This is a genomic window from Acidovorax sp. Leaf160 (assembly GCF_001424265.1).
Lineage (GTDB): Bacteria > Pseudomonadota > Gammaproteobacteria > Burkholderiales > Burkholderiaceae_C > Paracidovorax.
Map to the genome: position 1 here is coordinate 96,875 of NZ_LMOV01000026.1, position 25,561 is coordinate 122,435.

Below are 25,561 nucleotides of genomic sequence, written 5' to 3' on the forward strand. Positions count from 1 at the left end.
TTGAGAATTTTTCTTGGGCTGACGAAAGGAAGCGGGCCGTGGCACACGGGTTCAGGGGGTGCTGGCGTAGAAGGCGTCCGCGTACAGGTGTTCGGGCGCGATGCCGCGCTGGCGGGCGAGCAGCGACACGGCCTCCACCATCGGCGGCGATCCGCACAGGTAGGCGCGCCAGCCTTCCAGCGAAGGCCAGTCCTGCGCGATGGCGTCGGTGACCAGGCCCGCGCGCTGGCCCGGCGCGGCGTCGACCGCGGCCACCACGGCATGCACCTGCAACTTCGGATGCCGCTCCTGCAGCGCGGCGAGCCACTGCAGGCCATAGACGTCGCGCACAGACCGCGCACCGGCATAGACGTGGATCGGATTGGGCATGCCCGCCTCCAGCGCGCCGCGCACGATGGACAGGATCGGCGCCAGCCCCGTGCCGCCCGCCACGCAGAGCATCGGGCCTTCGTACTTGCGGCGCAGGTAGGCCGAACCCAGTGGCCCGCTCACGCGCACTGCATCGCCCACCGCCAGCACGCTGGCGACGTGGGTGGAGACCAGCCCGCCTTCGACCAGACGCACGTGGAATTCGAGTGCGTCGTCGTGCGGCAGCCCGGCCATCGAATAGGGACGCACCAGGCCCGGGCCGAACTGCAATTGCGCGTACTGCCCCGGCGAGAAGTCCAGCGGCTTGGCCGGCTTCAGAAGCAGGCGGCGGATGTCGTGCGTGAGCGTTTCCACGGCCGTCACCGTGGCCTTGAGCGTGCGGGCGGTGTGCACCACCACCTCGTCGGGCTCGGGGATCTCGATGGTGCAGGACTCGCTCAGCACCGTCTGGCAGGCCATCACGTACTGCGCCTCGCCCTCGCCCCCCAGCGGCGGCATGCGCAGCGCCTGGCCGGAATCCAGCACCTCGCCCGCGACCACCTTGCAGCGGCAGGTGCCACAGCGGCCGGCCATGCAGCTGTACGACACGGGGATCAGGTGCGTGCGGAGCACTTCCAGCAGGTTGGCGCCGGGCTCCACGGGCAGGACGCGGCCCAGCGGCTCGATATGCAACTCCATCGGGGACTGTCTCCAGGTTTTCGTTATGGCCCCGATCATTCCTGCGATCCACCCATCAGCCAATAGAATGGCATGAATACATCGCATCACTCGGATGAATAAAGGTGCAGCGTGGAACTGGAAGACATCGACCTGAACCTGCTGGTGGTGTTCCAGCAGCTGCTGGTCACCCGCAAGGTGTCGCAGGCGGCCGAGAACCTGAGCCTCACGCAGCCGGCGGTGAGCAACGCCCTCGCGCGGCTGCGGCGCCTGCTGGGCGACGAGCTGTTCCTGCGCACGGCGCACGGCATGCAGCCCACGCCCTACGCCGACCAGCTCGCGGAATCGGTGTCGTACGCGCTCGCCATGATCCACGGCGCGCTGAACCACAAGCTGGGGTTCGACCCCGCCACCAGCCGGCGCGTGTTCAAGGTGGGCATGACGGACATCGGCGAGATCTACTTCCTGCCGCGCCTGCTGGAGCGCCTGGCCCAGGTGGCGCCCGGCGTGCGGCTGACCACCGTGCGCAATTCAGCGACCGATCTGAAGGACGCCATGGAGGCCGGCAAGGTGGACCTCGCCGCAGGCCTGCTGCCGCAATTGAAGGCCGGCTTCTTCCAGCGCCGGCTTTTCCGCCAGCCCTATGTGTGCCTTTTCCGCCAGGGCCACCCGCTGCACAAGCGCCGCCGCATCGGGCTGGAGGATTTCGCGAAGGCGCAGCACGTGGTGGTCGTCTCCGAAGGCACGGGCCACGGCAAGGTGGACGAACTGCTCGAACGCATGGGCGTGGCCCGCGACGTGCGCCTCACCGTCCCGCATTTCGTCGCAATCGGCCACATCCTGCAGGCCACCCAGATGGTCGCCACCGTGCCCGAGAAGATGGCCCAGAGCATGGCCGAGCCCTTCGGGCTGGCGTATGCGCCCCACCCCGCCAAACTGCCGCAGGTGGCGATCAACCTGTTCTGGCACACCAAGTACCACCGGGATCCGGGGAACCAGTGGCTGCGGGGGCTGATAGTGGAGATGTTCGCGGAGAGCGACTGAGCCCGCTTCGGCCGGTGTGAGCGGCTAGCGGCCGCGACGAGCGCTAGGACAGCCCCCACTCCCGCAAGCGCCGGTACAGCAGCCCGCGCGACACTCCCAGCAGGCGCGCAGCGCGCGAGATGTTGCCCTCGCACTGCGCCATCGCCTGCTCGATGGCGCTGCGGCTGGCGGCTTCCAGCGATTGCGGACGGCCCGCCGTCGCATCGGCCGGAGCAGCGCCGTTGCCCGCCTCCTGCGGGCCCTCCCAGGGCACGGCGTCGCGGTCTTCCCTCACCGCTGGCACGTCTTCGCGCTCATCGAGATGCGCCTGCACCCACAGGGTCAGCCCGGTCGGCAGGCAGTGCGGCCGCGCCTCCCCGTGGCGGGCCAACGCCAGCAGGTGGCGCAGGGAGAGACCGAACACCTCCTCCGCCGCGAGCCCTTCCTCTGGACGACGCGCCCGATCGAGCAGTTGGGCACCCACCCCGTTGAACCAGCACACATGGCCGTCGCCGTCCACGGCGGCCAGCCCCTCCAGCGGTGTGTGGAACATGCTGCGGCTGACCTGGAAGCGCAGCAGCAGGTGCAGGTGCGCCGTGCCGACGAGCAGCCGGTTCTCGATGCTGGTCGCGTACAGGTGCGCCATGGCGGGCGCATCGAAGCGGAACGGCCCCGCCTCGCTGCTCAGGTCGAGCATGGCCACCGTGCGCCCCCGGGCGTCGCGAATGGGCGCGGCCGTGCAGTGCAGCGAGGCCATGCAGCGAAAGAAGTGTTCGCCCCCACGCACATGGCAGACCTCGCCGATGCGGGTCGCGACGCCGGGCGCGCCCGTGCCGATGGCGTCTTCGGCGATGTTCACGCCCACCCGGGCCGCCGACAACAGCACCGGGCCGTCGCCCGCGGTGGGGCGCGAGGTCATCAGCACCACCCCCTTGCTGCAGGTGAGGACGGCACGCGCCTGGCTGCCGGCGATCACGGCTTCCAGCTCGGCGATGGGGTCCTGCGCGGCTTCGAGCAGCGCGCGGTTGTGGGTGAGCAGGGTGGCTATCCGGACCTTGCTGACCGGATCGAAGCTGATCGTCTCGCCCGGATCGCGGTGCGCGCCCAGGCAGCGCTCCCACGACTGCACCACATGCTCGGGCACCAGGCCGGCAGGACTTTCTCCACGCTCGAAGTACCGCTCGCGGGCCAGCATCACCCGATCCTGGCGCGTGGCATAGAAGGGATTGGACAGCGGCAGGGTGGAGGGCGGACGGTGCATGCGGCGGCGCTCTGGAAATGGGGCGATGTTGTTCCGAGGCGGTACAGAAACGCCCCCGGGTAAATCCGAGTGTTGCTGCGATCGAAGGCCTTTTCTATCGTTGGCGTCCATGGCGCCGCAGGCTGCCGGCGCCGCCCCCTGCACACGGCAAGCAGACCATACGGAGGACACCCCATGATGAAACCGCGGCTCCCAGCCACCCTGTTGACCATTGCGATGACGCTGACCTTGCCGGGCGCAGGGTTCGCCCAGGCACCAGCCCCCGCCAAGGGATCGCCAGAGCGCCCGCGCAACGCCGTGGCGCAAGTGGACGGCCGCTTCATCGAGGCCAATGCGCGCACCACCCGGGACTGGCCCAGCTATGGCCTGGACTATGCCGAGACGCGCTTCTCGCGGCTCCAGCAGCTGGACACGGCCAACGTGAAGCGGCTGGGCCTGGTCTGGTCCTACGACCTCGAATCCACGCGCGGCGTCGAGGCCACGCCGGTCATCGTGGACGGCGTCATGTACGTGACGGCCAGCTGGAGCGTGGTGCATGCCATCGACGTGCGCACGGGCAAGCGCCTCTGGACCTACGACCCCGGCGTGGACCGCTCGATCGGCTTCAAGGGCTGCTGCGACGTGGTCAACCGGGGCGTGGCGGTCTACCGGGGCAAGGTGTTCGTCGGCGCCTTCGACGGCCGCCTGGTCGCCCTCGACGCCGCCACGGGCACGAAGGCCTGGGAGCAGGACACCATCATCGACCGCAGCCGCCCCTACACCATCACCGGCGCGCCGCGCGTCATCAAGGGCAAGGTGTTGATCGGCAACGGCGGCGCCGAGTACGGCGTGCGCGGCTATGTCACCGCCTACGACGCCGACACCGGCGCGCAGCAGTGGCGCTGGTTCACCGTGCCGGGCGACCCCTCCAAGCCCTTCGAGAACGACGCCATGGCCCAGGCCGCGAAGACCTGGGACCCGGCCGGGAAGTGGTGGGAATCGGGCGGTGGCGGCACGGCCTGGGATTCCATGGCCTTCGACCCGGAACTAAACCTGCTGTACATCGGCACGGGCAACGGCTCGCCCTGGGCGCACTCCAAGCGCAGCCCGGCCGGCGGCGACAACCTGTATCTGGCCAGCATCGTGGCGCTCAATCCCGACACGGGCGAGTACGTGTGGCACTACCAGGAGACGCCGGGCGACAACTGGGACTACACCTCCACCCAATCGATCATCCTGGCCGACCTGAAGATCGCCGGCAAACCGCGCAAGGTGCTCCTGCATGCGCCGAAGAACGGCTTCTTCTTCGTGATCGACCGCACCAATGGCCGATTCATCTCGGCAAAGAACTTCGTCGACGTGAACTGGGCGAGCGGCTACGACCAGAACGGCCGGCCCATCGAGCTGCTAGCGGCCCGCGACGGCAGCAAGCCTTATGACGCCATTCCGGGACCCTTTGGCGCCCACAACTGGCACTCCATGTCATTCAGCCCTGCCACGGGCCTGGCCTACCTGCCGGCGCAGCATGTGCCGCTGACCCTGCAGGACAACAAGAACTGGACGTTCAACGGCGACTCCAAGTTCGAGCCCCACAGCGGCATCGGCTGGAACACGGCCAAGTTCGTCAATACAGAGCCTCCCAAGAGCACGCCGTTCGGCCGTCTCATCGCATGGGACCCGGTGGCGCAGAAGGAGCGCTGGCGCGTGGAGCAGGTGTCGCCCTGGAACGGCGGCACGCTGACCACGGCGGGCAACCTCGTGTTCCAGGGAACGGCCGACGGGCGCTTCGTGGCCTACGACGCGCGCAATGGCAAGAAGCTCTGGGAGAAGCCCACCGGCACGGGCGTGGTCGCGGCTCCCGTCACCTACGAGGTCGATGGCCGGCAATACGTCTCCATCGCCGTGGGCTGGGGCGGTGTCTATGGCCTGGCCGCACGCGCCACCGAGCGCAAGGGCCCCGGCACCGTCTACACCTTCGCGCTGGACGGCAAGGCCGAGGCGCCGGCCTTCGTCGCCTACCAGCAAGGCAAGCTGCTGCAGGGCGTGCCCTACGACAAGAAGCTGGTGGCCGAGGGCACGGCGCTCTACGTGAGCAACTGCGCCTTCTGCCACGGCGTGCCGGGTGTGGATCGCGGTGGCAACCTGCCCAACCTGGGCTATCTCGATCCGGCCTACATCGAGCATCTGGACAAGTTCATCTTCAAGGGCCCGGCCACCTCGCGCGGCATGCCCGACTTCACCGGCAAGCTGAGCATGGACGACGTGGAAAAGATCAAGGCCTTCATCCAGGGTACCGCCGACGCGATCCGCACCAAATAAGCCAAGCCCTTCCGGCGCTCCGCCCCCCATTCGCCGAACGCCCCGGCGGGTCCCGCCGGCCCCATGCCAGCGGGGGGCGGCCTCCTTTCCCTCCACCCTTTCCCTTCCACACGCCACGGAGCACCCTATGGACCTCAGCGACATCCACCACCTGCTCAGCGAACGCGCCAGCGCCTTCCTCCAGCGGGGCACGCACGATCTCTTCATCGACGGCCAATGGAGCGCGGCGCACAGCGGCCAGCGGCTGACCACCGTCAACCCCGCCTCCGAAGCCGTGATCGCCCAGGTCGCCAATGCCTGCCCGCAGGATGTGGACCGGGCGGTCCGCGCAGCCCATCGCGCGTTCCATGAAGGCCCCTGGGGACGCATGCGGCCGGTGGACCGGGAGCGGCTGATGCTGCGGCTGGCCGACCTGATCGAGACCCATGCCCAGGCACTCGCCGAGGTCGAGTCGCTGGACAACGGCAAGTCGGCCGCCATCGCCCGTGCGGTGGACCTCAACATGGCGATCGACTCCTTGCGCTACATGGCGGGCTGGGCCACCAAGATCGATGGCCTGACGCGCGAACACAATGTGCCCTTCGCGCCCGACGCACAGATGTTCACCTACACCCGGCGCGAACCGGTGGGGGTGGTGGCCGCAGTGGTGCCGTGGAACTTCCCGCTGCTCATGGCCCTCTGGAAGATCGGCCCCGCACTGGCCGCCGGCTGCACCATCGTGCTCAAGCCCGCGGAGCAGACACCGCTGACCGCGCTGATGCTGGCGGAACTGGTGCAGGAGGCAGGCTTCCCGCCCGGCGTGGTCAATGTGATCACGGGCGATGGCCCGGGCACCGGCGCGCCCCTGGTGTCGCACCCCTTGGTCAACAAGGTCAGCTTCACCGGCTCCACCGAAGTCGGCAAGCTCATCGGCCATGCCTGCATGGACAACATGACACGCGTCACGTTGGAGCTGGGCGGCAAGTCGCCCGTCATCGTGCTCGACGACTGCGACCCGGCCACGGCGGCGGCCGGCGCGGCCAATGCGATCTTCTTCAACCACGGCCAGGTCTGCTGCGCGGGTTCGCGGCTGTACGTGCACAAGAAGATGTTCGACCGTGTGGTCGCCGACGTGGCCGACCATGCTGCCAAGCTCACGCTGGGCCATGGCCTGGACCCCGGCGCCCAGATGGGGCCGCTGGTGTCGCAAGAGCAGATGGAACGCGTGTGCGGCTACATCGACATCGGCCGCAGCCAGGGCGCCGAGGTGGTGACGGGCGGCGGCCGCGCCGGCCAGCGCGGCTACTTCGTGCAGCCCACGGTGCTGACCGGTGTGCAGCCGGACCATCGCGTGGCGCGCGAGGAGATCTTCGGCCCGGTGCTCGTGGCCATGCCCTACGACGACCTCGACGAAGTCGCTGCCCGGGCCAACGACACGCCCTTCGGGCTGGGTGCCAGCATCTGGTCCAACAACCTGTCGAAGGTGCACCGGTTGATCCCCAAGATCCAGGCGGGCACCGTCTGGGTCAACTGCCACAGCACGCTCGACCCGGGCATGCCCTTCGGCGGCTACAAGCAGTCGGGCTTCGGCCGCGATCTGGGCCGTGCGGCGCTGGACAGCTACCTGGAGACCAAGTCGGTATTCATCCAGCTTTGACAGGCGTGGCGCACTGCGTGCCGGGCGGCAGGCTGCGTGGGAGCGGAAAGCCATCTGGCGGAGCACCGTGGCGCCGGCCCGTGGCCCCGCCGAGAACGCGGTGCCGCCGTGCGCCAGCGGCACCGTTCGCTTGCCACGTTCGTGCCGTGGCCACCTGCCTCGCCTTTGGCTAGGCAGGCCCGTCACGCCCGGGCCGACGGCCCTCGCGGCAGCTCCAGGCGCGCATCGAGCCCGCCTTGCGGGCGGTTGGCCAGTTGCAGCCGGCCGCCGTGCGCCCGCGCCACGGCATCGGCGATCGCGAGGCCCAGCCCGAAACCGCCCGAGTCCGCATTGCGCGAACCCTCGGCGCGGTAGAAGGGCTCCAGCACATGCGGCAGATGCGCCGCGGCGATGCCGGGGCCGTCGTCGCGAACGGTGACGACCAGCAACCCGGGCGCCTCCTCGATGTGGACCGCTGCGTTGCCGGCATGGCGCAAGGCGTTCTCCAGCAGGTTCTGCAGGCAGCGGCGCAGGCTTTGCGCATAGCCGGGCAACGGCGCCTGCGCCGCGCCATGCACCGCGATGGCCACTCCCGTGGATTCGTGCAGGTCCTGCACCAGGCTGCCCACCAGGGCGTCGATGTCCACACTCTGGCGCGGGCCGGGGGTGTCGGCGCCGCGCAGCACGTCGAGCGTGGCGGTCACCATGCTCTCCATCTCCTGCAGATCGGCGCGGAACTTGGTGCGCAGCGATTCGGGCTGCAGCATCTCGGCGCGCAGCCGCAGCCGCGTGATCGGGGAGCGCAGATCGTGCGAGACGGCGGCGAGGAAACGCGTGCGCTCGGCCACGCCCTCGGCGATGCGCTGCTGCATGGCGTTGAAGGCCTGCGCGGCCTGGCGCACTTCGCGCGGGCCGCGGGTGTCGAGCGGCGGGCTCTGCAGGTCGCGCCCCAGCGCGTCGGCGGCGCGGGCCATGCGCGCCAGGGGCCGCATCGCGATGCGCACCGCCAGCAGCGCCACGGCCACCACCACGGCGATGCGCAGCAGGTAGATGCGCAGCACATAGTCCGCCAGTGCCGAGTAGGGCCGCACGGCGTAGCCCGATTCGCCCTCGCGCGCCTGCAGCCGCAGCCACTGGCCGGCGCCCAGGCCGAGCAGCAGGTGCACGTGCGCCTCGGGCTCGCTCGCCGTCAGCAGCGCGCCGGTGGCGGCGCTCTGCCCGCCGTCGCCGCGCAGTTCCACCGACAGGAGGTGCAGCGGCACGGGCGCGCCCGCACGCCGGTCCAGCACGTCGGCCACCATCCGGCGCGCCGCCGCATCGGGCACGGCATCCGCTGGCACGGCAGCCGCCGCCAGTGCTGCCGCTTCGTCGTCGCCGACCAGGGATACGCGGTAGTGGGCCGAGTCCAGCGTGCGCACCGCCGCACCGCGGTCCGGGAGCTGCAGCGACGCCAGCAGCGTGAACGTGTCGGCTGCGCGCGCCGCCACCACGCGCAGCGGCACCTCCAGCAGCTGGCCGCGCCGCATGTCCCACCAGATGGTGCCGGTGAGCGCCTGGGCGGCCAGCATGCCCGCCACCAGGATGGCGACGATGCGCCCGGTGAGCGTCTGCGGCCAGAGCGCGCGTCCAGCCCGCTGCCGCAGGCGGTGCAGCCAGCCCCGCTGCGCGGGCGCCGGCGGGGGTGCGGTGCCGCGCTGGCCCGGGGGGCCTGCCTGGCCGCTCATGGCTGCGGCTGCGCCACCACGTCGCAGGCCAGCTGGTAGCCCGCGTTGCGCACGGTGCGGATCAGGCGCGCCTGGCGCGGGTCGTCTTCCAGGTGCTGGCGCAGGCGGCTCACGCACACGTCCACGGCGCGGTCGAGCGCCGAACGCTCCTTGCCGAAGGCGTGTTCGGCCAGGTAGTCGCGGCTGAGCGTGCGGTGCGGGTTCTGCGCGAGCGCCTGCATCACCCGGAAGTCCGACTGCGCGAGTGCCACCACCACTCCGGCGGGCGACACGAGCTGGCGCGCCCGCCCGTCCAGGCACCAGCCGGCGAAGCGCAGCGTGGCCGCCAGTTCGGGCTCATGCAGGTGCGCGGGCACCTGGCGCGCGCGCCGCAGCACCCCGTTGATGCGGGCCAGCAGCTCGCGCGGATCGAAGGGCTTGGGCAGGTAGTCGTCGGCACCCATCTCCAGCCCCAGGATGCGGTCGAGCAGCGCCCCGCGCGCCGTGAGCATGACCACCGGGATGTGCGTGCGTTCGCGCAGCGCCCGGCACAGCGCCAGGCCGTCGGTGCCGGGCAGCATGAGGTCGAGCACCACCAGGTCGGCCGTGTGCCGCGCCAGCCACTGCCACATGGCCTCGCCCTCGGCCACGGCCGCAGGCCGCAGGCCGGCCGCGCGCAGGTAATCGCACAGCAGCTCCCGGATCTCGGCGTCGTCGTCCACGACGAGGATGCGTGCGCCTCCCGTGCCCGCTGGCGCGTTCATGCCGGCCCGCCGCAGGTGCGGATTTGTAATGGAATATGTTGGACGCCCGCTCTGCAACATGGCATTGCATGCGGACGCCGGGCCGGGGCCCGATCGGTCGATTGGCTCACTAGAGTGCAAGGCTTCATCAATAGGAACGATTTGCATTCTAGTTTTCCCGCCCGCCTGACGCGGCCTGTGCCATGACCTCCCTGCCTGTTTCCGCCTCCCCGCCGCCCCTGGTGCGCCGCGCGCTGCTGCGCGCCTGCACGGCTGGCGCGCTCTGCGCCGCCCTCTGCCTTCCTGCCCTGGCCGCGCCATCGCCAGCGCCAGCGCACACCGTCGTCGACATCGTCGGCCGCACGGTCACGGTTCCCGACAAGGTCGAACGCATCCTGCTGGGCGAAGGCCGCTTCCTCTACGCCCTGGCGCTCATCGAAGGCGACCAGCCACTGGCGCGCATCGCCGGCTGGCAGGGCGAGCTGCCCTTCGCCGACCCCAACGGCTATGCGGACTACCGCCAGCGCTTCCCGGCGATCGACCGCATCCCGGTGATCGGGCGCACCTCCGAAGACAGCGTGAGCTCGGAGCAGAGCGTCTCCACCCGCCCCGACATCGCCATCTTCGGCCTGGGCGGCCACGGCCCGGGGCGCCAGAACGCGCTGGTGAAGGAGCTGGAGAAGGCCGGCGTGCCGGTGGTGTTCATCGACTTCCGCGCGCAGCCGGTGCAGCACACGCCGGCCAGCATGCGCATCCTGGGCCGGGCGATCCATCGCGAGGCAGCGGCCGAGGCCTATGCGCGCTTCTACGAAGAGCATCTGCAGCGCGTGCGGTCGCGCGTGCAGGCGATCCCGCCCGCCCAGCGCCCGCGGGTCTTCGCCGAGCTGCTGGCCGGCGTGTGGGACGGCTGCTGCCACACGGTCGGCCAGGGCAACATGGCCGAATTCATCGAGGCCGCGGGCGGCGTGAACGTGGCCGCCGGCAAGGTGCCCGGCGCCATCGGCGATCTGCACTTCGAAGCGCTGATCGCGGAGGACCCCGGGGTCTACATCGCCACCGGCAGCCGCCCGCAGGGCCACCGACTGATGCTCAGGGCCGGCGCGGGCGTCGCACCGGCCGAGCTGTCGGCCAGCCTGCAGGCGCTCACGGCGCGCCCGGGTTTCGAGGTGCTGTCTGCCGTGCGCCAGGGCCGTGCCCACGGCCTGTGGCACAACTTCTACGACGCGCCCACCAACATCCTGGCCATCGAGGCCATGGCCCGGTGGTTCTATCCCGACCGCTTCGCCGACGTCGATCCGCAGGCCACGCAGGACGAGATCAACCGCCGCTTCCTGAAGGCGCTGCCGCTGCACGGCGCCTACTGGGGCGATCTGCAGCCCGCCGCCGGAGCCGCGGTCCGATGAACGCCATAGCAGGCTTGCAGGGCGCCACCGCACCGGCGGTTCCACCGCTCCACACCACATCGCAGGCATCGCTGCAGCAGGCCTACCGGCGGCTGGCCGGGCTGCGCCTGCTGGTACTGGCGGCACTCGCCACCGGCATCGTGGCCGCGCTGCTGCTGGACTTCACGACCGGCCCGTCGGGCCTCTCCCTCGCGCAGCTGGGAGAGACATTGCTGGACGCGGCCCATGCGCCGCCCGCGCTGCGCGTGATCGTCTGGGACATCCGCATGCCCTATGCGCTGATGGCCGTGGCCGTGGGCCTGGCGCTGGGCCTGGCCGGGGCGGAGATGCAGACCGTGCTCGCCAACCCGCTGGCCAGCCCGTTCACCCTGGGCCTGTCGTCGGCCGCGGCCTTCGGCGCCGCGCTGGCCATCGTGCTCGACTGGAGCCTGCCCGGCGTGCCCGCGGCCTGGGCGGTGCCCGCCAATGCCTTCCTGTTCGCGATGGCGTCGGCGCTGCTGCTCGACCTGGTGGCGCGCTGGGGCGGGATGAGCGCCACCGGCGTGGTGCTGTTCGGCATCGCGCTGGTGTTCAGCTTCAATGCGCTGGTATCGCTGCTGCAGTTCGTCGCCACGGCCGAGGCGCTGCAGGGGCTGGTGTTCTGGACCATGGGCAGCCTCTCGCGCGCCACCTGGCCCAAGCTGGCGGTGCTGGCCGTGGCGCTGGCCGTGGTGGTGCCGTTCTCGCTGGCCAACGCCTGGCGCCTGACGGCCCTGCGGCTGGGCGAGGACCGCGCCGCGAGCTTCGGCGTGGACGTGCGCCGGCTGCGCCTGGGCGCGCTGCTGCGCATCAGCCTGCTGGCCGCGCTGTCGGTGGCCTTCGTGGGCAGCATCGGCTTCATCGGGCTGGTGGCACCGCACATCGCGCGCCGGCTGGTGGGCGACGACCACCGCTTCTACCTGCCGGCCGCGGCCCTCACCGGCGCGCTGGTGCTGTCGCTGGCCTCCGTCGCTTCCAAGACGCTGATCGGCGGCGTGGTCATTCCCGTAGGCATCGTCACGTCGCTGGTGGGCATTCCCTTCTTCCTGGCCATCGTGCTGCGCACGCGGGGGCGCGCATGAGCGCCGGGCTGCACATCGCGGACCTGAGCGTGGCCTATGGCCGCCGCCGGGTGATCGGCGGCCTCACCCTGGCCACGCTGCAGCCGGGCACCGTGACGGCGGTGCTGGGGCCCAACGGCAGCGGCAAGTCCACGCTGCTGCGCGCCCTGGCAGGGCTGGTGCGCTCGGGCGGCAGCGTCAGCCTGGAGGGCCAGGCGCTCGAGCGCGCCAGCCTGGCCGAGCGCGCGCGCCGCATCGTCTACCTGCCCCAGGCGCTGCCGGCGGCCGTGCACCTGCGCGTCATCGAATCGCTGCTGGCCGCACGCAATGCCTCGCCCCACGACGCACGCGCCGGCGACGGCCTGCGCGCCGAGGGCGCCGTGCAGGAGGGCGCCGTGCTGCTGCAGCGCCTGGGCATCGATCACCTGGCCATGCGGCACCTGGACGAGCTCTCCGGCGGGCAGGCGCAGCTGGCCGGCCTGGCCCAGGCGCTGATCCGCCAGCCGCAGGTGCTGCTGCTCGACGAGCCGCTTTCCGCGCTCGACCTCAACCACCAGTTCCATGTCATGTCGCTGGTGCGCGAGGAAACCGCGCGCCACCGCATGGTCACGCTGGTGGTGCTGCACGACCTGGGCATCGCCCTGCGCCATGCCGACCGCGTGCTGGTGCTGCGCGACGGCCAGCGCATGGCCGACGGGCCGCCGGCCGAAGCCATCGACCCGGCGCTGCTGGCCCGCGTCTATGGCGTGCAGGCGCGGGTGGAGCGCTGCTCACGCGGGCTGCCGCAGGTCATCGTGGACGGGCTCAGCACCCGCTGACTGCCTCCGGCAGACGCCGATGGCCTTGCGCCCCGTCTTTCGTTCTTTCTCTTCGTCCCCTTTCCCCGTCCCATCAGGAGTCATCCCATGTCGTCACCGATCTCCCGCTCTCTCCTTCTGCGCTCGGCGCTCGCCGCAGCGGCACTCGGCGCCGCATCCTTCGCCGCAGAGGGCCAGCCAGGCCACGCCCATCACCCGGCCGCCACGGCAACGCCAGGCCCGTGCGAAGCGTTCATCGAAGGCCAGCCCGGCAAGCGGTTCAGCACGCAGGAAATACGGGTCAGCAGCCGCTGCGACCTGTTCACCGTGCACCTGGTCCACACCGGCCGAAAGCCCTGGCAGCAGGCCGGCCACAACTGGGTGCTGGCCCGCTCCGCCGACATCGACGCCGTCATCGCGAGCGGCATGCAGGCCGGGCCGGACCGGGCCTGGGTTCCGCGCGGCGACGCGCGCGTGATCGCGGCCACGCAGATGCTGTCGGGCGGAGAACACGCATCGGTCAGCTTCCCGGTCGCACGGCTGAAGGCCGGCGAGCAGTACACCTACTACTGCTCGTTCCCCACCCATGCCGAACCCATGCGGGGCCAGCTGGTGCTGGTGGACGCAGCCGTGCCGGCCGGGCCGTCGCTGGCCGCGGCTCAGAACCGGTAGCTCACCCCGGCCGTCACCACCAGCGGATCCAGCCGCACCTTGGCATGCGCGGGCGCCCCGCCCAGCGCCGGCAGCGTGCCTGTCGCGGTCGTCTTGAGCCAGATCTTCTTGGCATCGACGAAGAAGCTCCAGCGCGCATCGATCGGCACCTCGAAGCCGGCCTGCAGCACCGGGCCGACGCCATTCTTCACATCCAGGTTCGACACGAAGCCGTCGCGGGATTCGAGCACCAGGGTGTAGTTGATGCCCGCCCCGATGTAGGGGCGCACGGGGCCGTCTTCCCAGAGCTGGCGGCGCACGGAAAGGACGGCGGGGCCGTATTTCACCTTGCCGAGCGTGCCCGCGCCGGCCAGGGTGCCGGTGCCCTTGAGGGCGGTGGTGGGCGGCAGGCCCAGGGCGATTTCGGCGCTCCAGCCCGGGTGGAAGTCGTAGATGGCGCCGAAGGCGAGGCTGTTGTTGGAATCCGCCCGGGCGTCGGCGCCGGGCACCAGCTGGCCGCCGGCACGCACTTCGGCCGAGGTGCTGAAGCCGATGTGCGCGGCGCCCGCATAGATGCGCCAGGGGGACGGTGCGGACAGGTCCGCCGACGGCGTGCGCGATGTTGCAGCCTGTGCGGCCTGTGCGGCCTGTGCGGGTGGTTGCGGCTGCGTTGGTGCTTGTGCCTGGGCGGACGGCGCGGCGATGAGGCTGCCGGCCGTGGCTGCGGTGGCGAAGGCCGCAACGGCGACGCGTGAGGGGCGTGCGATGGCTTGCATGGTGTCGTCTCCTGAAGGGTGTCGGTGTCATGCCGTGCGGCTCAGTCCCGCCCCGCGCGCTCGATGCCGCGCGCGAAGCCTTCGGGGTCGGTGAACAGCGCCTCGTGGCTGCCGCCCGCCTCCACGTAGCGGAACAGGCCGAGCCGCTCCGACAGGCGCGGGTGCCAGGGCAGGCTCTGCGGCAGCGCGGTGTCCTCCCGGCAGTTCAGGTACGACTTGCCCAGCGCCAGCGCGGCGGTGGGCTGCGCGAGGGCGATGGGGTCGGTCAGGCAGCGCAGCGGCTGCGGGTGCAGCAGCGCATAGGTGCTGCGCGCCAGCTCCGCATCGGCGTCGTTGATGAAGGATTCGCGCCAGACCTCGAACGGCAGCTGCACTCCGCCGCCGTTCGCGGCAGCGATGTTTTCGAACATCGCGCGGTAGTAGGGCGGCGCCATGTCGGCGAGCGATTCGCCGGGCAGCGGCACGAAGGCGTTCACGTAGACCAGCCGCCGGATGCGCTCGGGCACGCGGTCGGCCGCGCCGGAGAGCAGCATGCCGCCGTAGCTGTGGCCGACGAGGCGCACGTCTCTCAGGTCGTTCGATTCCAGGAATTGCACCAGCCCGTCGATCGCGTCCTGCAGGCCCAGCGGGGCCGTGCCGTCGCCGGGGCGGTTGCCCGGCAGCGTGGGGCAGTGCACGGTGTGGCCGCGCGCCCGCAGGTGCCCGGCCGTGGCCTCCAGCGTTTCGCCCGTGTGCCAGGCGCCGTGGACCAGTACGTAGGTGTCCGCCATGTCGTTGTCTCCTTGTGTGGTGGGAGACCCATGGTGGCCCGGCGCTGGGGCCGCGGATGGCCGATGCGTGCCAGCGTGGCGGACGCTGGATGCCAGGCGGACGGGTTCAGCGGCGCGCCGCTGCGCCCACCACGCCCGCGCACCGCTCCTGCGCGGGCGTGCGACCGCACCACTGCCGGCAGGCGCGCGCGAAATGCGATGGGTCCAGGAAGCCCGCGCGCCGCCCGATCTCCGCCACCGTCAGGTGCCGGTGCGAGGGCGTATGCAGCATGCGCTGGGCCACGGCCATGCGCTCGCGCAGGAGCAGCACCGCGAAGGTGGTGCCGCCCGACGACAGCGCGCGGTGCAGCGTGCGCAGCGAGACGCCGACATCATGGGCCACGTCGGCGGCGGTGAGGCCGGGCTCGCAGAAGCGCTCGCGCACGCACTGTTCGATGCGCTGCAGGAGGCCCGGGCGCGGCGGCTCAGGCGGCACCGCGCCGCAGGCCAGCGACAGCAGGCCGCCCAGGTGCTCGGCCTGCAGCGCGCCCAGCCGGTCGGGCGTCTCGGCCTGCAACTGGTTCACATAGGCGCTCAGCACCCGGCCCCAGCCGGCGGAGCCGTCCACGCGGCGGCCCAGCCACGGGTCGGCGGCGGGTAGCCAGGTGTCCAGCCAGCCGATCGGGATCTGGATGGAGACGGTGTCCACCACGTCCGGGAAGTCCAGCAGGTAGCAGCGGCGCGAATCGACCAGGGCCAGGTCGCCGGGCAGCAGGCGCGCGGCGCCGGCGTCTGCCTGCGCGACGTGGCAGGGCGCGGAGTCCTTGCAGAGCAGGTAGTAGAAGTTGTCGCCGTCACTGCGGCGGATGGCCTGCTGCGTGCGGCGCACGCGCTGCCCGCTGCCGCTCACTCGGTTGATGCGCAGGCCGCCGCAGGGCATGGAGGTGAGCGTGGCCGAGAACGCGTGGCGCTGGCCGGGCTCGACCTCCATGTCGAGGAAGCAGTCGCAGACGGCGCCGACCCAGTAGTCGGCCCGCTGCGCGGGGGGAACGGCGTCGGTGGTCCAGGTGCGAAGGCCGTCGTGCATGGCGTGTCCGGTGCGGTGGGCCGCTGTGGGAATGTCTTTGCCAGGGATGCTATGCCGGCTCGGCAGTGGGCGGCCTCCGGGCCATCCCTATCACGTCGCCATCACGTGCCGCGCCGCACGCGCCCCAGCAGCAGCACCGCCACGGCCGCCATCACCGCGGGCACGGCCGCCACCAGGATGATGGAGGACGGCGCCCAGGCCGCGGCCAGCAGCGCGCCGCCCGCCAGCGGGCCGACGATGGCGCCGATGCGGCCCACGCCCAGCGCCCAGCCCACACCGGTGGCGCGGATGTGGGTGGGGTAGATGGCGGCGGCCAGCGCGTTGCAGCCGATCTGCGCGCCCATCACGCCGAAGCCCGAGAGCGCGGCGCCGGCCAGCAGGCCCGTGAGGTTCTGCCCGCTGAAGGCGATCAGCGCGATGAAGCCGGCCGAGGCGGCGTAGGCCGCGCCCAGCACGGTGTAGGCGCTGAAGCGGTCGATGAGCCGACCCAGCACGAGCGCACCCACCACGCCGCCCAGGTTGAGCATGGCGGTGGAGAGGATGGCCTTTTCCAGCGGCAGGCCGGCGCTTTTCAGCAGCGTGGGCAGCCAGTTGACCAGGAAGTACATGACCAGCAGGTTCATGAAGAAGGCCAGCCAGAGCAGCACGGTGGTGTGCAGGCGGCCATGGCGGAACAGCTCGAAGACCGAGAAGCCGGCCTGCACGCCAGCCGCCTCGCCGCGCAGCCCGGCCATCACCGTGGCCGGGTCTTCGCCGGGGTAGGCGCTGCGCGCGATGGGTTCGTAGCGCGCAGGCGCCGCGCCGCTGGCGGCCAGGTAGCGCAGCGATTCGGGCAGCAGCAGGGCCAGCACCGGCAGCAGCAGCAGGGGCAGCACGCCGCCCAGCACGAACACCGAGTGCCAATCGAAACGCGCGATGAGCCAGCTGGAGATGAGCCCGCCCAGCGTGGAGCCCAGCGGGAAGCCGCAGAACATCACCGTGACCAGCGTGGCGCGCAGGCGCTGCGGCGCGTATTCGCTGGTGAGCGCGATGATGTTGGGCATGGCCGCACCCAGGCCCACGCCGGTGATGAAGCGGTAGGCCAGCAGCTCGTTCATGCTGGTGGCCCACGCGGTGAGCAGCGCGAACAGGCCGAAGATGAATGTGGACAGCAGGATCACCTTCTTGCGGCCCCAGCGGTCGGCCACCGGGCTGAGCAGGAAGGCGCCGGCCATCAGGCCGAACAGGCCCGCCGCGAAGATGGGGCCGAACTCGGACGCCTTGAGGCCCCAGTCTTCCGCGATGCGCGGCGCCACGTAGGCGATGGACTGGGTGTCGAAGCCGTCGAGCATGGCGACGATGGCGCACAGCAGCGTCACGCGCAATTGCAGCGGCCCGAAGGCGGCGCGGTCTGCCGCCGGAATGCCGGCGGCCATGGATGGGGTCATTGTGTCTCTCTCCATTTTTTTGGGGGATGGAAGGCCCGGCCCGCCGGTGCCGGGTGGTGTGTCCCACCCTGGCCAACGGATCTCAGGCCCCGTGGGGCTGCCGCGTCAACTCATGGCTGGTAGTCCGGCTGCGCCTGCGGCCGTGCCGCGATGAAGGCGGGGTGCTGCTCGGCATGCGCGTGCACGGCCATCACGCGCGCATAGGGGGTGAGGTCGCATCCCGCGCGCAGGGCGTTCGCCACCTGGGGCACCAGGCACACGTCGGCCAGCGTGGGCGCGTCGCCGAAGCACCAGGGGCCCGGGCCGCCATGCCGCACCAGCAACTGCTCCACGGCGGCAAAGCCCTCGGCGGCCCAGTGGGCGTACCAGGCGTCCTTCTGCGCCGCGCTCAGGGCCAGCGGGCCCTGCAGGTATTTTAGGATGCGCAGGTTGTTCACCGGGTGCATGTCGCAGGCAATCACATTCGCCAGCTCCAGCACGCGGGCGCGCAGGCGGGGCTCGGTCGGGATCAGCCGGGGCTCGGGATGGCGCTGGTCCAGGTAGTCGAGGATGGCCATGGACTGGCCCAGCGTGAAATCGCCGTCCACCAGCGTGGGCACGACGCGTGCGGCGTTCAGTTCGGCATAGTCCGCCGCGCGGTGCTCGCCGGTGCGGATGTTCACGCCGTGGTAGTCGGCCGGCAGCCCCTTGAGCGCCAGTGCGATGCGCACCCGGTACGAGGTGGAGCTGTTGAAGAAGCTGTAGAGCTGCATGGCGGAGCCCATCGATCGTCAGACCACGTACACCACCAGCTCGCCCAGGCGCTCCACGCCCACCACCATGCGGTCGCCGCGCACCACCGGGCCCACGCCTTCGGGCGTGCCGGTGTAGATCAGGTCACCCGGCTCCAGGCGGAAGTACGTGGAGAGGTCCGCGATGGTTTCGGCCACCGACCAGATCAGGTGCGTGACGTCGCTGCGCTGGCGGTCCGCGCCGTTCACGGTGAGCCAGAGGCCGGCCTGCTCGAAATGGCCCACGTCGCTGGCGCGGTGGATCGGGCCGATGGGCGCGGAGGCATCGAAGGCCTTGCCGATCTCCCACGGGCGGCCCGCCTGGCGCATCTCCATCTGCCGGTCGCGGCGGGTCATGTCCAGGCCCACGGCATAGCCCCAGGCATGCTCCAGCGCCTGCTCACGCGGGATGTCGCTGCCGGCCTTGCCGATGGCGACGACCAGCTCCGCCTCGTAGTGGAAGTTGTCGGTGCGCACCGGATACGGCAGCCGCAGCGTCTCGCCATAGGCCACCGGGATGACCGCATCGGCCGGCTTGCAGAAGAAGAACGGCGGCTCGCGGTCCGGATCGAACCCCATCTCCCTCGCATGGGCCGCGTAGTTGCGCCCCACGCAGTACACGCGGCGCACGGCGAAGGCATCCGGCGTGCCCACGACAGGCACGGCCACAGTAGGAGGAGCAGGGAAAACGAAGGCCATGGTGTTTTTCTTTCTGGGAATGAATCGTTCAAAGGGGAAGCAGGGTCACGTTCGCAAGCGGTCCACAGAGCCTTTAAGGCAAGGCGCCGCATCGCAGACAGTGGCAGCGCCACGGCAAGTTGCGGCAACGCCGCCGGAGAGGCCCTGTGGACCGCGCCCCGTCACATGCGGTGTTCGCGGTGGAGCCCGAGCGCCACCTGCACGGGCCGGTCGGAATAGCTGAACAGCACCGCGTCCTGCGTGGCGGCCAGCTGCACCGGCGCCCACGACGGGGCGACGAAGGTGTCGCGCGGGCCGAACTGGAAGGTGCTGCCGCCGATGCGCGCCGTGCCCTGCCCTTCGACCACGCTGAACACGGTGGCGTCGGTGCTGCGGTAGGTGCGGCCCTGGAAGCCCGAGGGCAGCAGCTGCAGGAAGGTGGCCATGGTGGGCATGGGCCAGCCGCCGGTGGCGGGGTTCACGTAGCGCAGCTTCACGCCGTCCCAGGCATCGAGCTCGCCCTGGCGGAACAGCCGGTCCAGCGCCTCGCGGCTGCGGTCGTAGGGGTAGCTGAAGATCGGCGAGGTCGAGGCCGAGTCCGCCGCGCGGTGGCGCACGGGCGCCATGTTGTGGCCGAAGGTGGCGAAGCTGTGGCCTTCGGCGCGGTTCACCGGCTGCACGGCCTCGGGGTAGTTCTCGGCGAAGCCCGCGTCCAGATGGCCGATCAGGGGAATGTCCAGGCCGTCGAGCCAGACCACGGGCTCGCCGCCCTCCTCCACCCCGGGGTTGCCGTGGTCGTGCCAGGTCCACGACGGGGTGATGATGAAATCGCCCGGGTGCATGGTGGTGCGCTCGCCGTTGACGGCCGTGTAGGCGCCCTGGCCTTCCACGATGAAGCGCAGCGCCGACTGCGTGTGGCGGTGGCTGGGCGCCACTTCGCCCGGCAGGATCAGCTGCAGCCCCGCGTACAGCGTGGAGGTGATGCTGGAGCGGCCGGCCAAGCCCGGGTTCTCCAGGATGAGCACGCGGCGCACGGCCTCTTCGGCGCTGATGACCTCGCCGGCCTGCATCACCAGCGGGCGCACGTCGTCGCATTTCCAGAAGGCGGGCACGGCCTGCGGGCGCGGCTCGCGCGGCACCAGGCTGTGCAGCGATTCCCACAGCGGGGCCATGCCGTGGCCGGCGATGCGGTCGTAGTACGCCTGGCGGTCGGCGGTGATGGTGGGTCGAGCAGCCTGGGTGGCGGTGTCCATGCGTTGTCTCCTGCGAAGGGCGGACGGTCGATGCCGTCTTCGGTCCTGGAACGGGCATTCCAGGGGGCATGGAGAAATTATTGGACCGCAGCGATACTCCGTAAAATCATTTATTGGTCTTATCCATAGCTTTTTGGATATACCTCTTCAGGATGGACCGACCCATGGACTGGACCCACCGCCTGCGGCTGCGCCAGCTGCAGATGCTCCTCAGCCTCGCGCAGACCCGCAACATGAGCCAATCGGCGCAGCAGCTGCACACGGCGCAGCCCGCGCTCTCCAAATGGCTCAAGGAGCTGGAGGACGACCTGGGCATGGTGCTGTTCGAGCGGCACGCGCGCGGCCTGCGGCCCACGCCCCAGGGCGAGGCCCTGATCGCGCATGCCCGCCGCATCGAGGCCCACCTGGACAGCGCGCGCGACGACATGCAGGCCCTGCGCGACGGCGGCAGCGGACTGGTGGTCGTGGGCACCTCGGGCGCCTCGGCCTCCGACGTGGTGCCGATGGCCGTGCTGCGCCTGCTGGAGTGGCTGCCGCGCGCGCAGATCCGCCTGGCCGAGAGCACCATGAACGTGCTCATGCAGCAGCTGGCCCACGGCGAGCTGGACGTGGTGGTGGGCCGGTCCGCGCCCGAATTGCACGATGCGCACATCCAGGCCGAGATGCTCTACATGGAGCCCATCCATCTGGTGGTGCGCCCGCAGCACCCGCTGCTGGCCCAGCGCGCCGAAGGCAGTCCGCTGGAATGGGCCGACCTGATGGACTGGCGCTGGCTGGTCTGGCCGCGCGGCACGCCCATCCGCCACGCGCTGGACAGCGCCCTCGCCGCCGCCGGCCATGCGCTGCCGGCAGGCAGCGTGGAATCGAACTCCGTCACCATCAACCTCACCCTGCTCGGCCACAGCGACATGATCGGCCTGGCCTCGCACCGCGCGGCGCTGCGCTTCTCGCAGATGAACGCGCTGCGGGTGCTGCCCGTGCGGCTCGCGGGCTTCGGCTCGGTGTCGATGTACTGGCGCGCCAACACCACCGACCGCACGGCGGTGGCGAGCATGCTGCGGGCGCTGCGCGAAGTGGCGGGGCCGGTGTCGTGAGGGCGGCGTGCGGCCGGCAGCGCGCGCCGGGGCGATTCCGCACGGCGGCGTGACGCCGGATTCCGCTGTACGGGCCGGGCCCGATCTGGCGGGTCGCCCATGGGCCAGCGCCGCCCTCCGGCATCGATCCGCGAAGGCCTTCCACAGGGCGCGCAAGGCAGCATCGGCCCTCCGGTAATGACAGCCCCGCTCTCCGCCCCCCGGGCGGCAGCCAGGCCCACCGTAGGGCCGCCGCGCGGCGCCCCGCTGGGTGGCACGCCGCGCCAGTCTCCCGCAAAATCGACCGCACATGCCCTTGCCGCCCCACCACCCCAGCCCCCTTCCCACCCCTGACGAAACGGCCGCCGCCCCTGCCGCCGCGCGCACCGCGTCCGCCGCCGAGGCGGACGCTGCGGCCGAGCTGCAGCGCAGCGCCGCCCAGCGCGCCTCGCTCTCGCCGTTCGGGCCGCTGTCGGTGCCGGTGTTCCGCATGCTGTGGATCACCTGGCTCACGGCCAACACCTGCATGTGGATGAACGACGTGGCCGCCGCCTGGCTGATGACCACGCTGACCACGTCGCCGGTGCTGGTGGCCCTGGTGCAGACGGCGTCCACGCTGCCCGTCTTCCTGCTGGGCCTGCCCAGCGGGGCGCTGGCGGACATCCTGGACCGGCGCCGCTACTTCATCGCCACGCAGTTCTGGGTGGCCGCCGTGGCGCTGGTGCTGTGCGTGGCCATTCTGGCGGGGGGCATGACGGCGCACCTGCTGCTGCTGCTCACCTTTGCCAACGGCATCGGCCTGGCGATGCGCTGGCCGGTGTTCGCGGCCATCGTGCCGGAGCTGGTCAGCCGCGAGCAGCTGCCCGCGGCGCTGGCGCTCAACGGCGTGGCGATGAACGCGTCGCGCATCATCGGCCCGCTGCTGGCGGGCGCCATCATCGCCAGCGCGGGCAGCGCGTGGGTGTTCGTGCTGAACGCGCTGCTGTCGGTGATCGCGGGCTTCATCATCATGCGCTGGAAGCGCGCGCCCTCGCCCAACCCGCTGGGGCGCGAGCGGCTCTCCAGCGCCATGCGCGTGGGGGTGCAGTTCGTGCGCGAATCGCCCCGCATGCGCGCCGTGCTCTGGCGCATCGCCGTGTTCTTTTTGCATGCGACCGCGCTGCTGGCGCTGCTGCCGCTGGTGGCGCGCGACCTGGACGGTGGCGGCGCCGGCACCTTCACCCTGCTGCTGGCCTCGATGGGCGCGGGCGCCATCGTGGCGGCGCTGTTCCTGCCGCGGCTGCGCCAGGCAATGGCGCGCGAGACGCTGGTCGGCCGGGGCGCGCTGCTGCAGGCCGCGGCCACCGCCGTGGTGGCCGTGGCGCCGAATGTCTACGTGGCCGTGCCGGCCATGGTGGTGGGCGGCGCCGCCTGGATCACCACGGCCAATTCGCTCACCGTGTCGGCCCAGATGGCGCTGCCCAACTGGGTGCGGGCGCGTGGCATGTCGATCTACCAGATGGCGCTGATGGGCGCGACGGCCGCCGGCGCGGCGCTCTGGGGCCAGGTGGCGTCGATGACCAGCGTGCACGCCAGCCTGCTGATCGCCGCGGTGACCGGCGCGGCGGGCATGCTGTTGGTGCAGCGCGCCGCGGTGGACCGCAGCCTGGAGGAAGACCTGAGCCCCTCCACCGCGTTCAAGACTCCGCAGGCGGCCACCACGCCGCAGGCGGGCCTGCGGCTGGTGGTGTCGATCGAATACTTCATCGACCCGGCGCGGGCGGCGGAATTCCGGGCGGTGATGCAGGAAAGCCGGCGCGCGCGGCTGCGCCAGGGCGCCTTGAGCTGGGCGCTGCAGCACGACATCAGCGACCCGCGCCGCTACGTGGAGCGCGTGGTGGACGAGTCGTGGACCGAGCACCTGCGCCGCTTCGGCCGCGCGACTGCGTCGGACGTGTCGCTGCGCGACCGCAAGTTCGCCTTCCACACCGGAGAGAACCCGCCCGTGGTGTCGCGCTACGTGGTCGAGGGTGAGTGACGTTTGCTATTGTTTTAATAGCACAGTGTGCTTGATTGACGGGCGCGAGAGACCGTTTTCGCTCTGAATTCCCGCCGCCGCAGCACGGCTGCGCGGGAATGAACGATGCACATCGCCTCAGGCCGTGCCGACCAGCAGCACCTGCAGCCCGGCTGCGCCGTACACCGCCCGGGCGCGGAAACCCGGCACGACGATCTGGCCGAATTCGCCCTGCACGTCCTTCGCGCGGATCACGGTGAGGGTGTCGCCCACCTTGGGCGCGAAGCCGGCGCGGAAGGCGATCACCAGCGTGCCGCCCAGCACTGCCGTGCCCGGCGTGGCGATGGCGCCGGCATCGGCCGAGCCCAGCTGGGCCTGCAGCGTGCCCGCCGCCGTCTGCGCGTAGCCGCCCTGCAACTGCACGGTGCTGCCCGCGCCGCCGACGGCCAGCGTGCCGCCGCCCACATACACGGCGCCCGTGCCCAGGGCCTGGGCGCTGTCGGCGCGCAGGGTGCCCGCCACCAGTTCGGTGCCGCCGCTGAAGCGGTTGGTGCCGGCCAGGGCCAGCGTGCCGCTGCCGCGCTTGGTCAGCTTGCCGGCGCCGGCGATGTCGTTGCGCCAGACGTCCAGCGCGTGAAAGCCGCCCAGGCTGGCGTCCATGCTCACGTCCACGTCGCCGTTGAAGGCGCCGTAGCCGTCGCCGGCGGCCAGCAGGTTCAGGCGGCCGAAGCCTTCGGCGTCGTCCATGGTCGGGTAACCCGATGGCAGGGCGGTGGTCTTGAGCACCACGCGGCGCTGCGCGTCGCTCAGGTAGGGCTGGCGCGTTTCCAGCAGCACTTCGGCGCCCTTGGGCACCACCGCCGCACGGGTGGTGTCGCCCGTCTGCGCAAAGCCGAACACCAGGCGGCGGCGGTAGTTGCTGCGGTTGGCGGCCGCGTCGGCGAAGCGGTCCTGCGCGGTGGCCTGTGAATGGGCGAAGGCCATCAGGGCTTCGGGCGTGGCCGCGCCGGTGGCCTTCATCAGCGTCTGCTGCGCCTGGGCGCGGGCGGCCTTGCGGGCGTCGGGGCTGGTGGCGGCGATGTTGCCCAGCGCCGAGGCCTGGCCCAGCAGGCGCCCGCCGATCACGTCCATCGGCGAATGCATGCCGGCGACGATGCGCATCTCGCCCAGTTCCAGGCCGCGCGCGAGCATTTCCTGGAAGCGTTCGGGCACCAGGTAGGCCATGGCGACGGCGTTGCGCACGGCTTCGGCCGAATGGCCGCTCGGAAAGCCGCCGTCGGTGGCCGGCGTGCCGCTCTTGGCCGGCTCCAGCGTGGGCGCCACCTGCACGCTGCTGCTCCAGCGCCAGGGGCGGGCGTATTTGTAGAAGCGCTTGGCGGGCTCGGTGGAGGCGTTGTTGCCCATGCTGTTCACGAAGTCGATCGCCAGGCCGAAGTCGGCATTGGCGCTGCCGCCCACGCCGGTGTTGTTGCCCTGGTCGTCGTAGCGCACCGTGCCGGCGTCGGCCGGGATGCCGGTGATGGTGGTGCTCTGGCGCGCCGCCTGGCGCCAGGCGGCGGTGAGCGGGCCCATGCCGTCGGTCACGCTGTAGTTCTTGCCCCGCCGGTCGTCGTAGTAGGCGGCTTCGGCCTGCGCGGGCGTGCGGGCGGCGGTGGTGCGCACCACGAAGCCCACGTTCTCGGCCTGGAAGGCCGCGCTCTTGACGGCGCCATCGGTGGCGTCGCCGGGAATGCCGGACCACTTCGAGGCGGCAACGGCCGGGAAGCCATCGCGCGCGGGGGCCGTCTGGCCGGCATCGACCAGGCGGGTGCTGGGCTCCCACAGGTCGAGGAAGCCGCTCAGCACGCGCACGCCGGCATTGGTGTCGACCGTGGCGTAGCGCGCATCGCCGCGCTGGTTGGTGGCGGCGTTGTCCACGAACGCGGGCACGGCCGGCACCGGCGCGGTTTCGGCAAAGCCCAGGCCCGCAGGCGCTGCGGGCAGGGCTGCGCTGTCACTGCCGCCACCGCTACCGCCGCCGCACGCGGACAGCGCCAGCAGCGCGGGCATCAGCGCCACGCGCAGCGCGCGGACGGCCAAGAGCGACACCGCCGATTGCGCGGGGCGCGACTCAGCGGAGAAAAGAGAAGCCGAAGAAGGCATGAAAGGCCACC

The 25,561-nt window shown here is 71.3% G+C and carries 21 protein-coding genes; 9 read left to right on the plus strand and 12 right to left on the minus strand.

The window, feature by feature from the left end; translation table 11 throughout:
• Positions 1-51: 51 nt before the first annotated feature.
• The gene (locus ASF94_RS16915; RefSeq protein ID WP_056669097.1) at positions 52-1,047 is read right to left on the minus strand and encodes a 2Fe-2S iron-sulfur cluster-binding protein; all 996 of its coding nucleotides are present in this window, start codon (positions 1,045-1,047) and stop codon (positions 52-54) included.
• Positions 1,048-1,158: 111 nt separating this feature from the next.
• On the opposite strand from ASF94_RS16915, the gene ASF94_RS16920 reads away from it, so the two are divergent.
• Positions 1,159-2,070, plus strand: coding sequence for a LysR family transcriptional regulator (locus ASF94_RS16920; RefSeq protein ID WP_056669100.1), 912 nt, complete (start codon positions 1,159-1,161; stop codon positions 2,068-2,070).
• A gap of 43 nt (positions 2,071-2,113) precedes the next feature.
• Here ASF94_RS16920 and ASF94_RS16925 read toward each other — a convergent pair whose 3' ends face one another.
• Positions 2,114-3,310, minus strand: a complete 1,197-nt coding sequence (locus ASF94_RS16925; protein WP_056669103.1) for a helix-turn-helix domain-containing protein — start codon at positions 3,308-3,310, stop codon at positions 2,114-2,116.
• Between the two features lie 174 nt (positions 3,311-3,484).
• Between ASF94_RS16925 and ASF94_RS16930 the strand changes: the two genes are divergently transcribed.
• Both ASF94_RS16930 and ASF94_RS16935 read left to right on the plus strand, forming a co-directional pair.
• Positions 3,485-5,608, plus strand: a complete 2,124-nt coding sequence (locus ASF94_RS16930) for a PQQ-dependent dehydrogenase, methanol/ethanol family (protein WP_056669107.1) — start codon at positions 3,485-3,487, stop codon at positions 5,606-5,608.
• A 127-nt stretch (positions 5,609-5,735) separates the two neighbouring features.
• On the plus strand, positions 5,736-7,244 hold the full coding sequence (locus tag ASF94_RS16935; RefSeq protein WP_056669110.1) for an aldehyde dehydrogenase family protein: 1,509 nt from the start codon (positions 5,736-5,738) through the stop codon (positions 7,242-7,244).
• A 182-nt stretch (positions 7,245-7,426) separates the two neighbouring features.
• On the opposite strand, the gene ASF94_RS16940 is transcribed toward ASF94_RS16935, so the two are convergent.
• Together ASF94_RS16940 and ASF94_RS16945 are read right to left on the minus strand one after the other, a co-directional pair.
• Complete coding sequence (locus ASF94_RS16940) at positions 7,427-8,947, minus strand: ATP-binding protein (RefSeq protein WP_082493371.1); 1,521 nt, start codon at positions 8,945-8,947, stop codon at positions 7,427-7,429.
• Positions 8,944-9,690, minus strand: a complete 747-nt coding sequence (locus ASF94_RS16945; RefSeq protein ID WP_056669114.1) for a response regulator — start codon at positions 9,688-9,690, stop codon at positions 8,944-8,946. The genes ASF94_RS16940 and ASF94_RS16945 overlap by 4 nt, the downstream gene beginning before the upstream one ends.
• Positions 9,691-9,872: 182 nt before the next feature.
• On the opposite strand from ASF94_RS16945, the gene ASF94_RS16950 reads away from it, so the two are divergent.
• The 4 genes from ASF94_RS16950 to azu all read left to right on the plus strand — a co-directional run bounded on the left by ASF94_RS16950 (position 9,873) and on the right by azu (position 13,620).
• Positions 9,873-11,072 (plus strand): ABC transporter substrate-binding protein, encoded by a 1,200-nt coding sequence (locus ASF94_RS16950; RefSeq protein ID WP_056669118.1) that lies wholly within the window; start codon positions 9,873-9,875, stop codon positions 11,070-11,072.
• The gene (locus ASF94_RS16955; protein ID WP_056669120.1) at positions 11,069-12,172 is read left to right on the plus strand and encodes an iron ABC transporter permease; all 1,104 of its coding nucleotides are present in this window, start codon (positions 11,069-11,071) and stop codon (positions 12,170-12,172) included. The genes ASF94_RS16950 and ASF94_RS16955 overlap by 4 nt, the downstream gene beginning before the upstream one ends.
• On the plus strand, positions 12,169-12,969 hold the full coding sequence (locus ASF94_RS16960) for an ABC transporter ATP-binding protein (protein ID WP_056669123.1): 801 nt from the start codon (positions 12,169-12,171) through the stop codon (positions 12,967-12,969). Before ASF94_RS16955 ends, ASF94_RS16960 begins: the two co-directional genes overlap by 4 nt.
• Positions 12,970-13,056: 87 nt before the next feature.
• On the plus strand, positions 13,057-13,620 hold the full coding sequence (gene azu / locus ASF94_RS16965; RefSeq protein WP_056669125.1) for an azurin: 564 nt from the start codon (positions 13,057-13,059) through the stop codon (positions 13,618-13,620).
• Here the strand turns inward: azu and ASF94_RS16970 are convergent.
• From ASF94_RS16970 to gtdA, 7 genes are all read right to left on the minus strand, one after another.
• A complete protein-coding gene (locus ASF94_RS16970; RefSeq protein ID WP_082493372.1) occupies positions 13,608-14,375 on the minus strand; it encodes an OmpW family protein in 768 nt (255 codons plus the stop codon). The genes azu and ASF94_RS16970 overlap by 13 nt on opposite strands.
• Before the next feature lie 41 nt (positions 14,376-14,416).
• Positions 14,417-15,145 (minus strand): alpha/beta fold hydrolase, encoded by a 729-nt coding sequence (locus ASF94_RS16975; protein WP_056669128.1) that lies wholly within the window; start codon positions 15,143-15,145, stop codon positions 14,417-14,419.
• Positions 15,146-15,251: 106 nt separating this feature from the next.
• Positions 15,252-16,211: a helix-turn-helix domain-containing protein gene (locus ASF94_RS16980; RefSeq protein ID WP_056669133.1), complete on the minus strand. Its 960-nt coding sequence runs from the start codon at positions 16,209-16,211 to the stop codon at positions 15,252-15,254.
• Between the two features lie 101 nt (positions 16,212-16,312).
• A complete protein-coding gene (locus tag ASF94_RS16985) occupies positions 16,313-17,638 on the minus strand; it encodes an MFS transporter (RefSeq protein WP_056669136.1) in 1,326 nt (441 codons plus the stop codon).
• A gap of 110 nt (positions 17,639-17,748) precedes the next feature.
• Positions 17,749-18,390 carry a maleylacetoacetate isomerase gene (gene maiA, locus ASF94_RS16990; protein WP_056669418.1) on the minus strand — a complete coding sequence of 214 codons (642 nt, stop codon included), beginning with the start codon at positions 18,388-18,390 and terminating at the stop codon, positions 17,749-17,751.
• 18 nt (positions 18,391-18,408) lie between these two features.
• Entirely contained in the window at positions 18,409-19,107 is a 699-nt protein-coding gene (locus ASF94_RS16995) for a fumarylacetoacetate hydrolase family protein (RefSeq protein WP_056669139.1), read from the minus strand.
• A gap of 161 nt (positions 19,108-19,268) precedes the next feature.
• Positions 19,269-20,339: a gentisate 1,2-dioxygenase gene (gtdA, locus tag ASF94_RS17000; RefSeq protein ID WP_056669142.1), complete on the minus strand. Its 1,071-nt coding sequence runs from the start codon at positions 20,337-20,339 to the stop codon at positions 19,269-19,271.
• Between the two features lie 164 nt (positions 20,340-20,503).
• Between gtdA and ASF94_RS17005 the strand changes: the two genes are divergently transcribed.
• Together ASF94_RS17005 and ASF94_RS17010 are read left to right on the plus strand one after the other, a co-directional pair.
• A complete protein-coding gene (locus ASF94_RS17005) occupies positions 20,504-21,433 on the plus strand; it encodes a LysR substrate-binding domain-containing protein (protein ID WP_056669145.1) in 930 nt (309 codons plus the stop codon).
• 289 nt (positions 21,434-21,722) lie between these two features.
• On the plus strand, positions 21,723-23,429 hold the full coding sequence (locus ASF94_RS17010; protein ID WP_056669148.1) for an MFS transporter: 1,707 nt from the start codon (positions 21,723-21,725) through the stop codon (positions 23,427-23,429).
• Positions 23,430-23,546: 117 nt separating this feature from the next.
• On the opposite strand, the gene ASF94_RS17015 is transcribed toward ASF94_RS17010, so the two are convergent.
• Entirely contained in the window at positions 23,547-25,457 is a 1,911-nt protein-coding gene (locus ASF94_RS17015; protein ID WP_056669421.1) for a phosphatase PAP2 family protein, read from the minus strand.
• Positions 25,458-25,561: the final 104 nt, after the last annotated feature.

Coding starts and splice junctions, on each gene's coding strand:
- ASF94_RS16915 (WP_056669097.1), bottom strand. CDS start 1,047: ATGGAGTTGCATATCGAGCCGCTGGGCCGCGTCCTGCCCGTGGAGCCC.
- ASF94_RS16925 (WP_056669103.1), bottom strand. CDS start 3,310: ATGCACCGTCCGCCCTCCACCCTGCCGCTGTCCAATCCCTTCTATGCC.
- ASF94_RS16930 (WP_056669107.1), top strand. CDS start 3,485: ATGATGAAACCGCGGCTCCCAGCCACCCTGTTGACCATTGCGATGACG.
- ASF94_RS16935 (WP_056669110.1), top strand. CDS start 5,736: ATGGACCTCAGCGACATCCACCACCTGCTCAGCGAACGCGCCAGCGCC.
- ASF94_RS16940 (WP_082493371.1), bottom strand. CDS start 8,947: ATGAGCGGCCAGGCAGGCCCCCCGGGCCAGCGCGGCACCGCACCCCCG.
- ASF94_RS16945 (WP_056669114.1), bottom strand. CDS start 9,690: ATGAACGCGCCAGCGGGCACGGGAGGCGCACGCATCCTCGTCGTGGAC.
- ASF94_RS16950 (WP_056669118.1), top strand. CDS start 9,873: ATGACCTCCCTGCCTGTTTCCGCCTCCCCGCCGCCCCTGGTGCGCCGC.
- ASF94_RS16955 (WP_056669120.1), top strand. CDS start 11,069: ATGAACGCCATAGCAGGCTTGCAGGGCGCCACCGCACCGGCGGTTCCA.
- ASF94_RS16960 (WP_056669123.1), top strand. CDS start 12,169: ATGAGCGCCGGGCTGCACATCGCGGACCTGAGCGTGGCCTATGGCCGC.
- azu (WP_056669125.1), top strand. CDS start 13,057: ATGTCGTCACCGATCTCCCGCTCTCTCCTTCTGCGCTCGGCGCTCGCC.
- ASF94_RS16970 (WP_082493372.1), bottom strand. CDS start 14,375: ATGCAAGCCATCGCACGCCCCTCACGCGTCGCCGTTGCGGCCTTCGCC.
- ASF94_RS16975 (WP_056669128.1), bottom strand. CDS start 15,145: ATGGCGGACACCTACGTACTGGTCCACGGCGCCTGGCACACGGGCGAA.
- ASF94_RS16980 (WP_056669133.1), bottom strand. CDS start 16,211: ATGCACGACGGCCTTCGCACCTGGACCACCGACGCCGTTCCCCCCGCG.
- ASF94_RS16985 (WP_056669136.1), bottom strand. CDS start 17,638: ATGACCCCATCCATGGCCGCCGGCATTCCGGCGGCAGACCGCGCCGCC.
- maiA (WP_056669418.1), bottom strand. CDS start 18,390: ATGCAGCTCTACAGCTTCTTCAACAGCTCCACCTCGTACCGGGTGCGC.
- ASF94_RS16995 (WP_056669139.1), bottom strand. CDS start 19,107: ATGGCCTTCGTTTTCCCTGCTCCTCCTACTGTGGCCGTGCCTGTCGTG.
- gtdA (WP_056669142.1), bottom strand. CDS start 20,339: ATGGACACCGCCACCCAGGCTGCTCGACCCACCATCACCGCCGACCGC.
- ASF94_RS17005 (WP_056669145.1), top strand. CDS start 20,504: ATGGACTGGACCCACCGCCTGCGGCTGCGCCAGCTGCAGATGCTCCTC.
- ASF94_RS17010 (WP_056669148.1), top strand. CDS start 21,723: ATGCCCTTGCCGCCCCACCACCCCAGCCCCCTTCCCACCCCTGACGAA.
- ASF94_RS17015 (WP_056669421.1), bottom strand. CDS start 25,457: ATGCCCGCGCTGCTGGCGCTGTCCGCGTGCGGCGGCGGTAGCGGTGGC.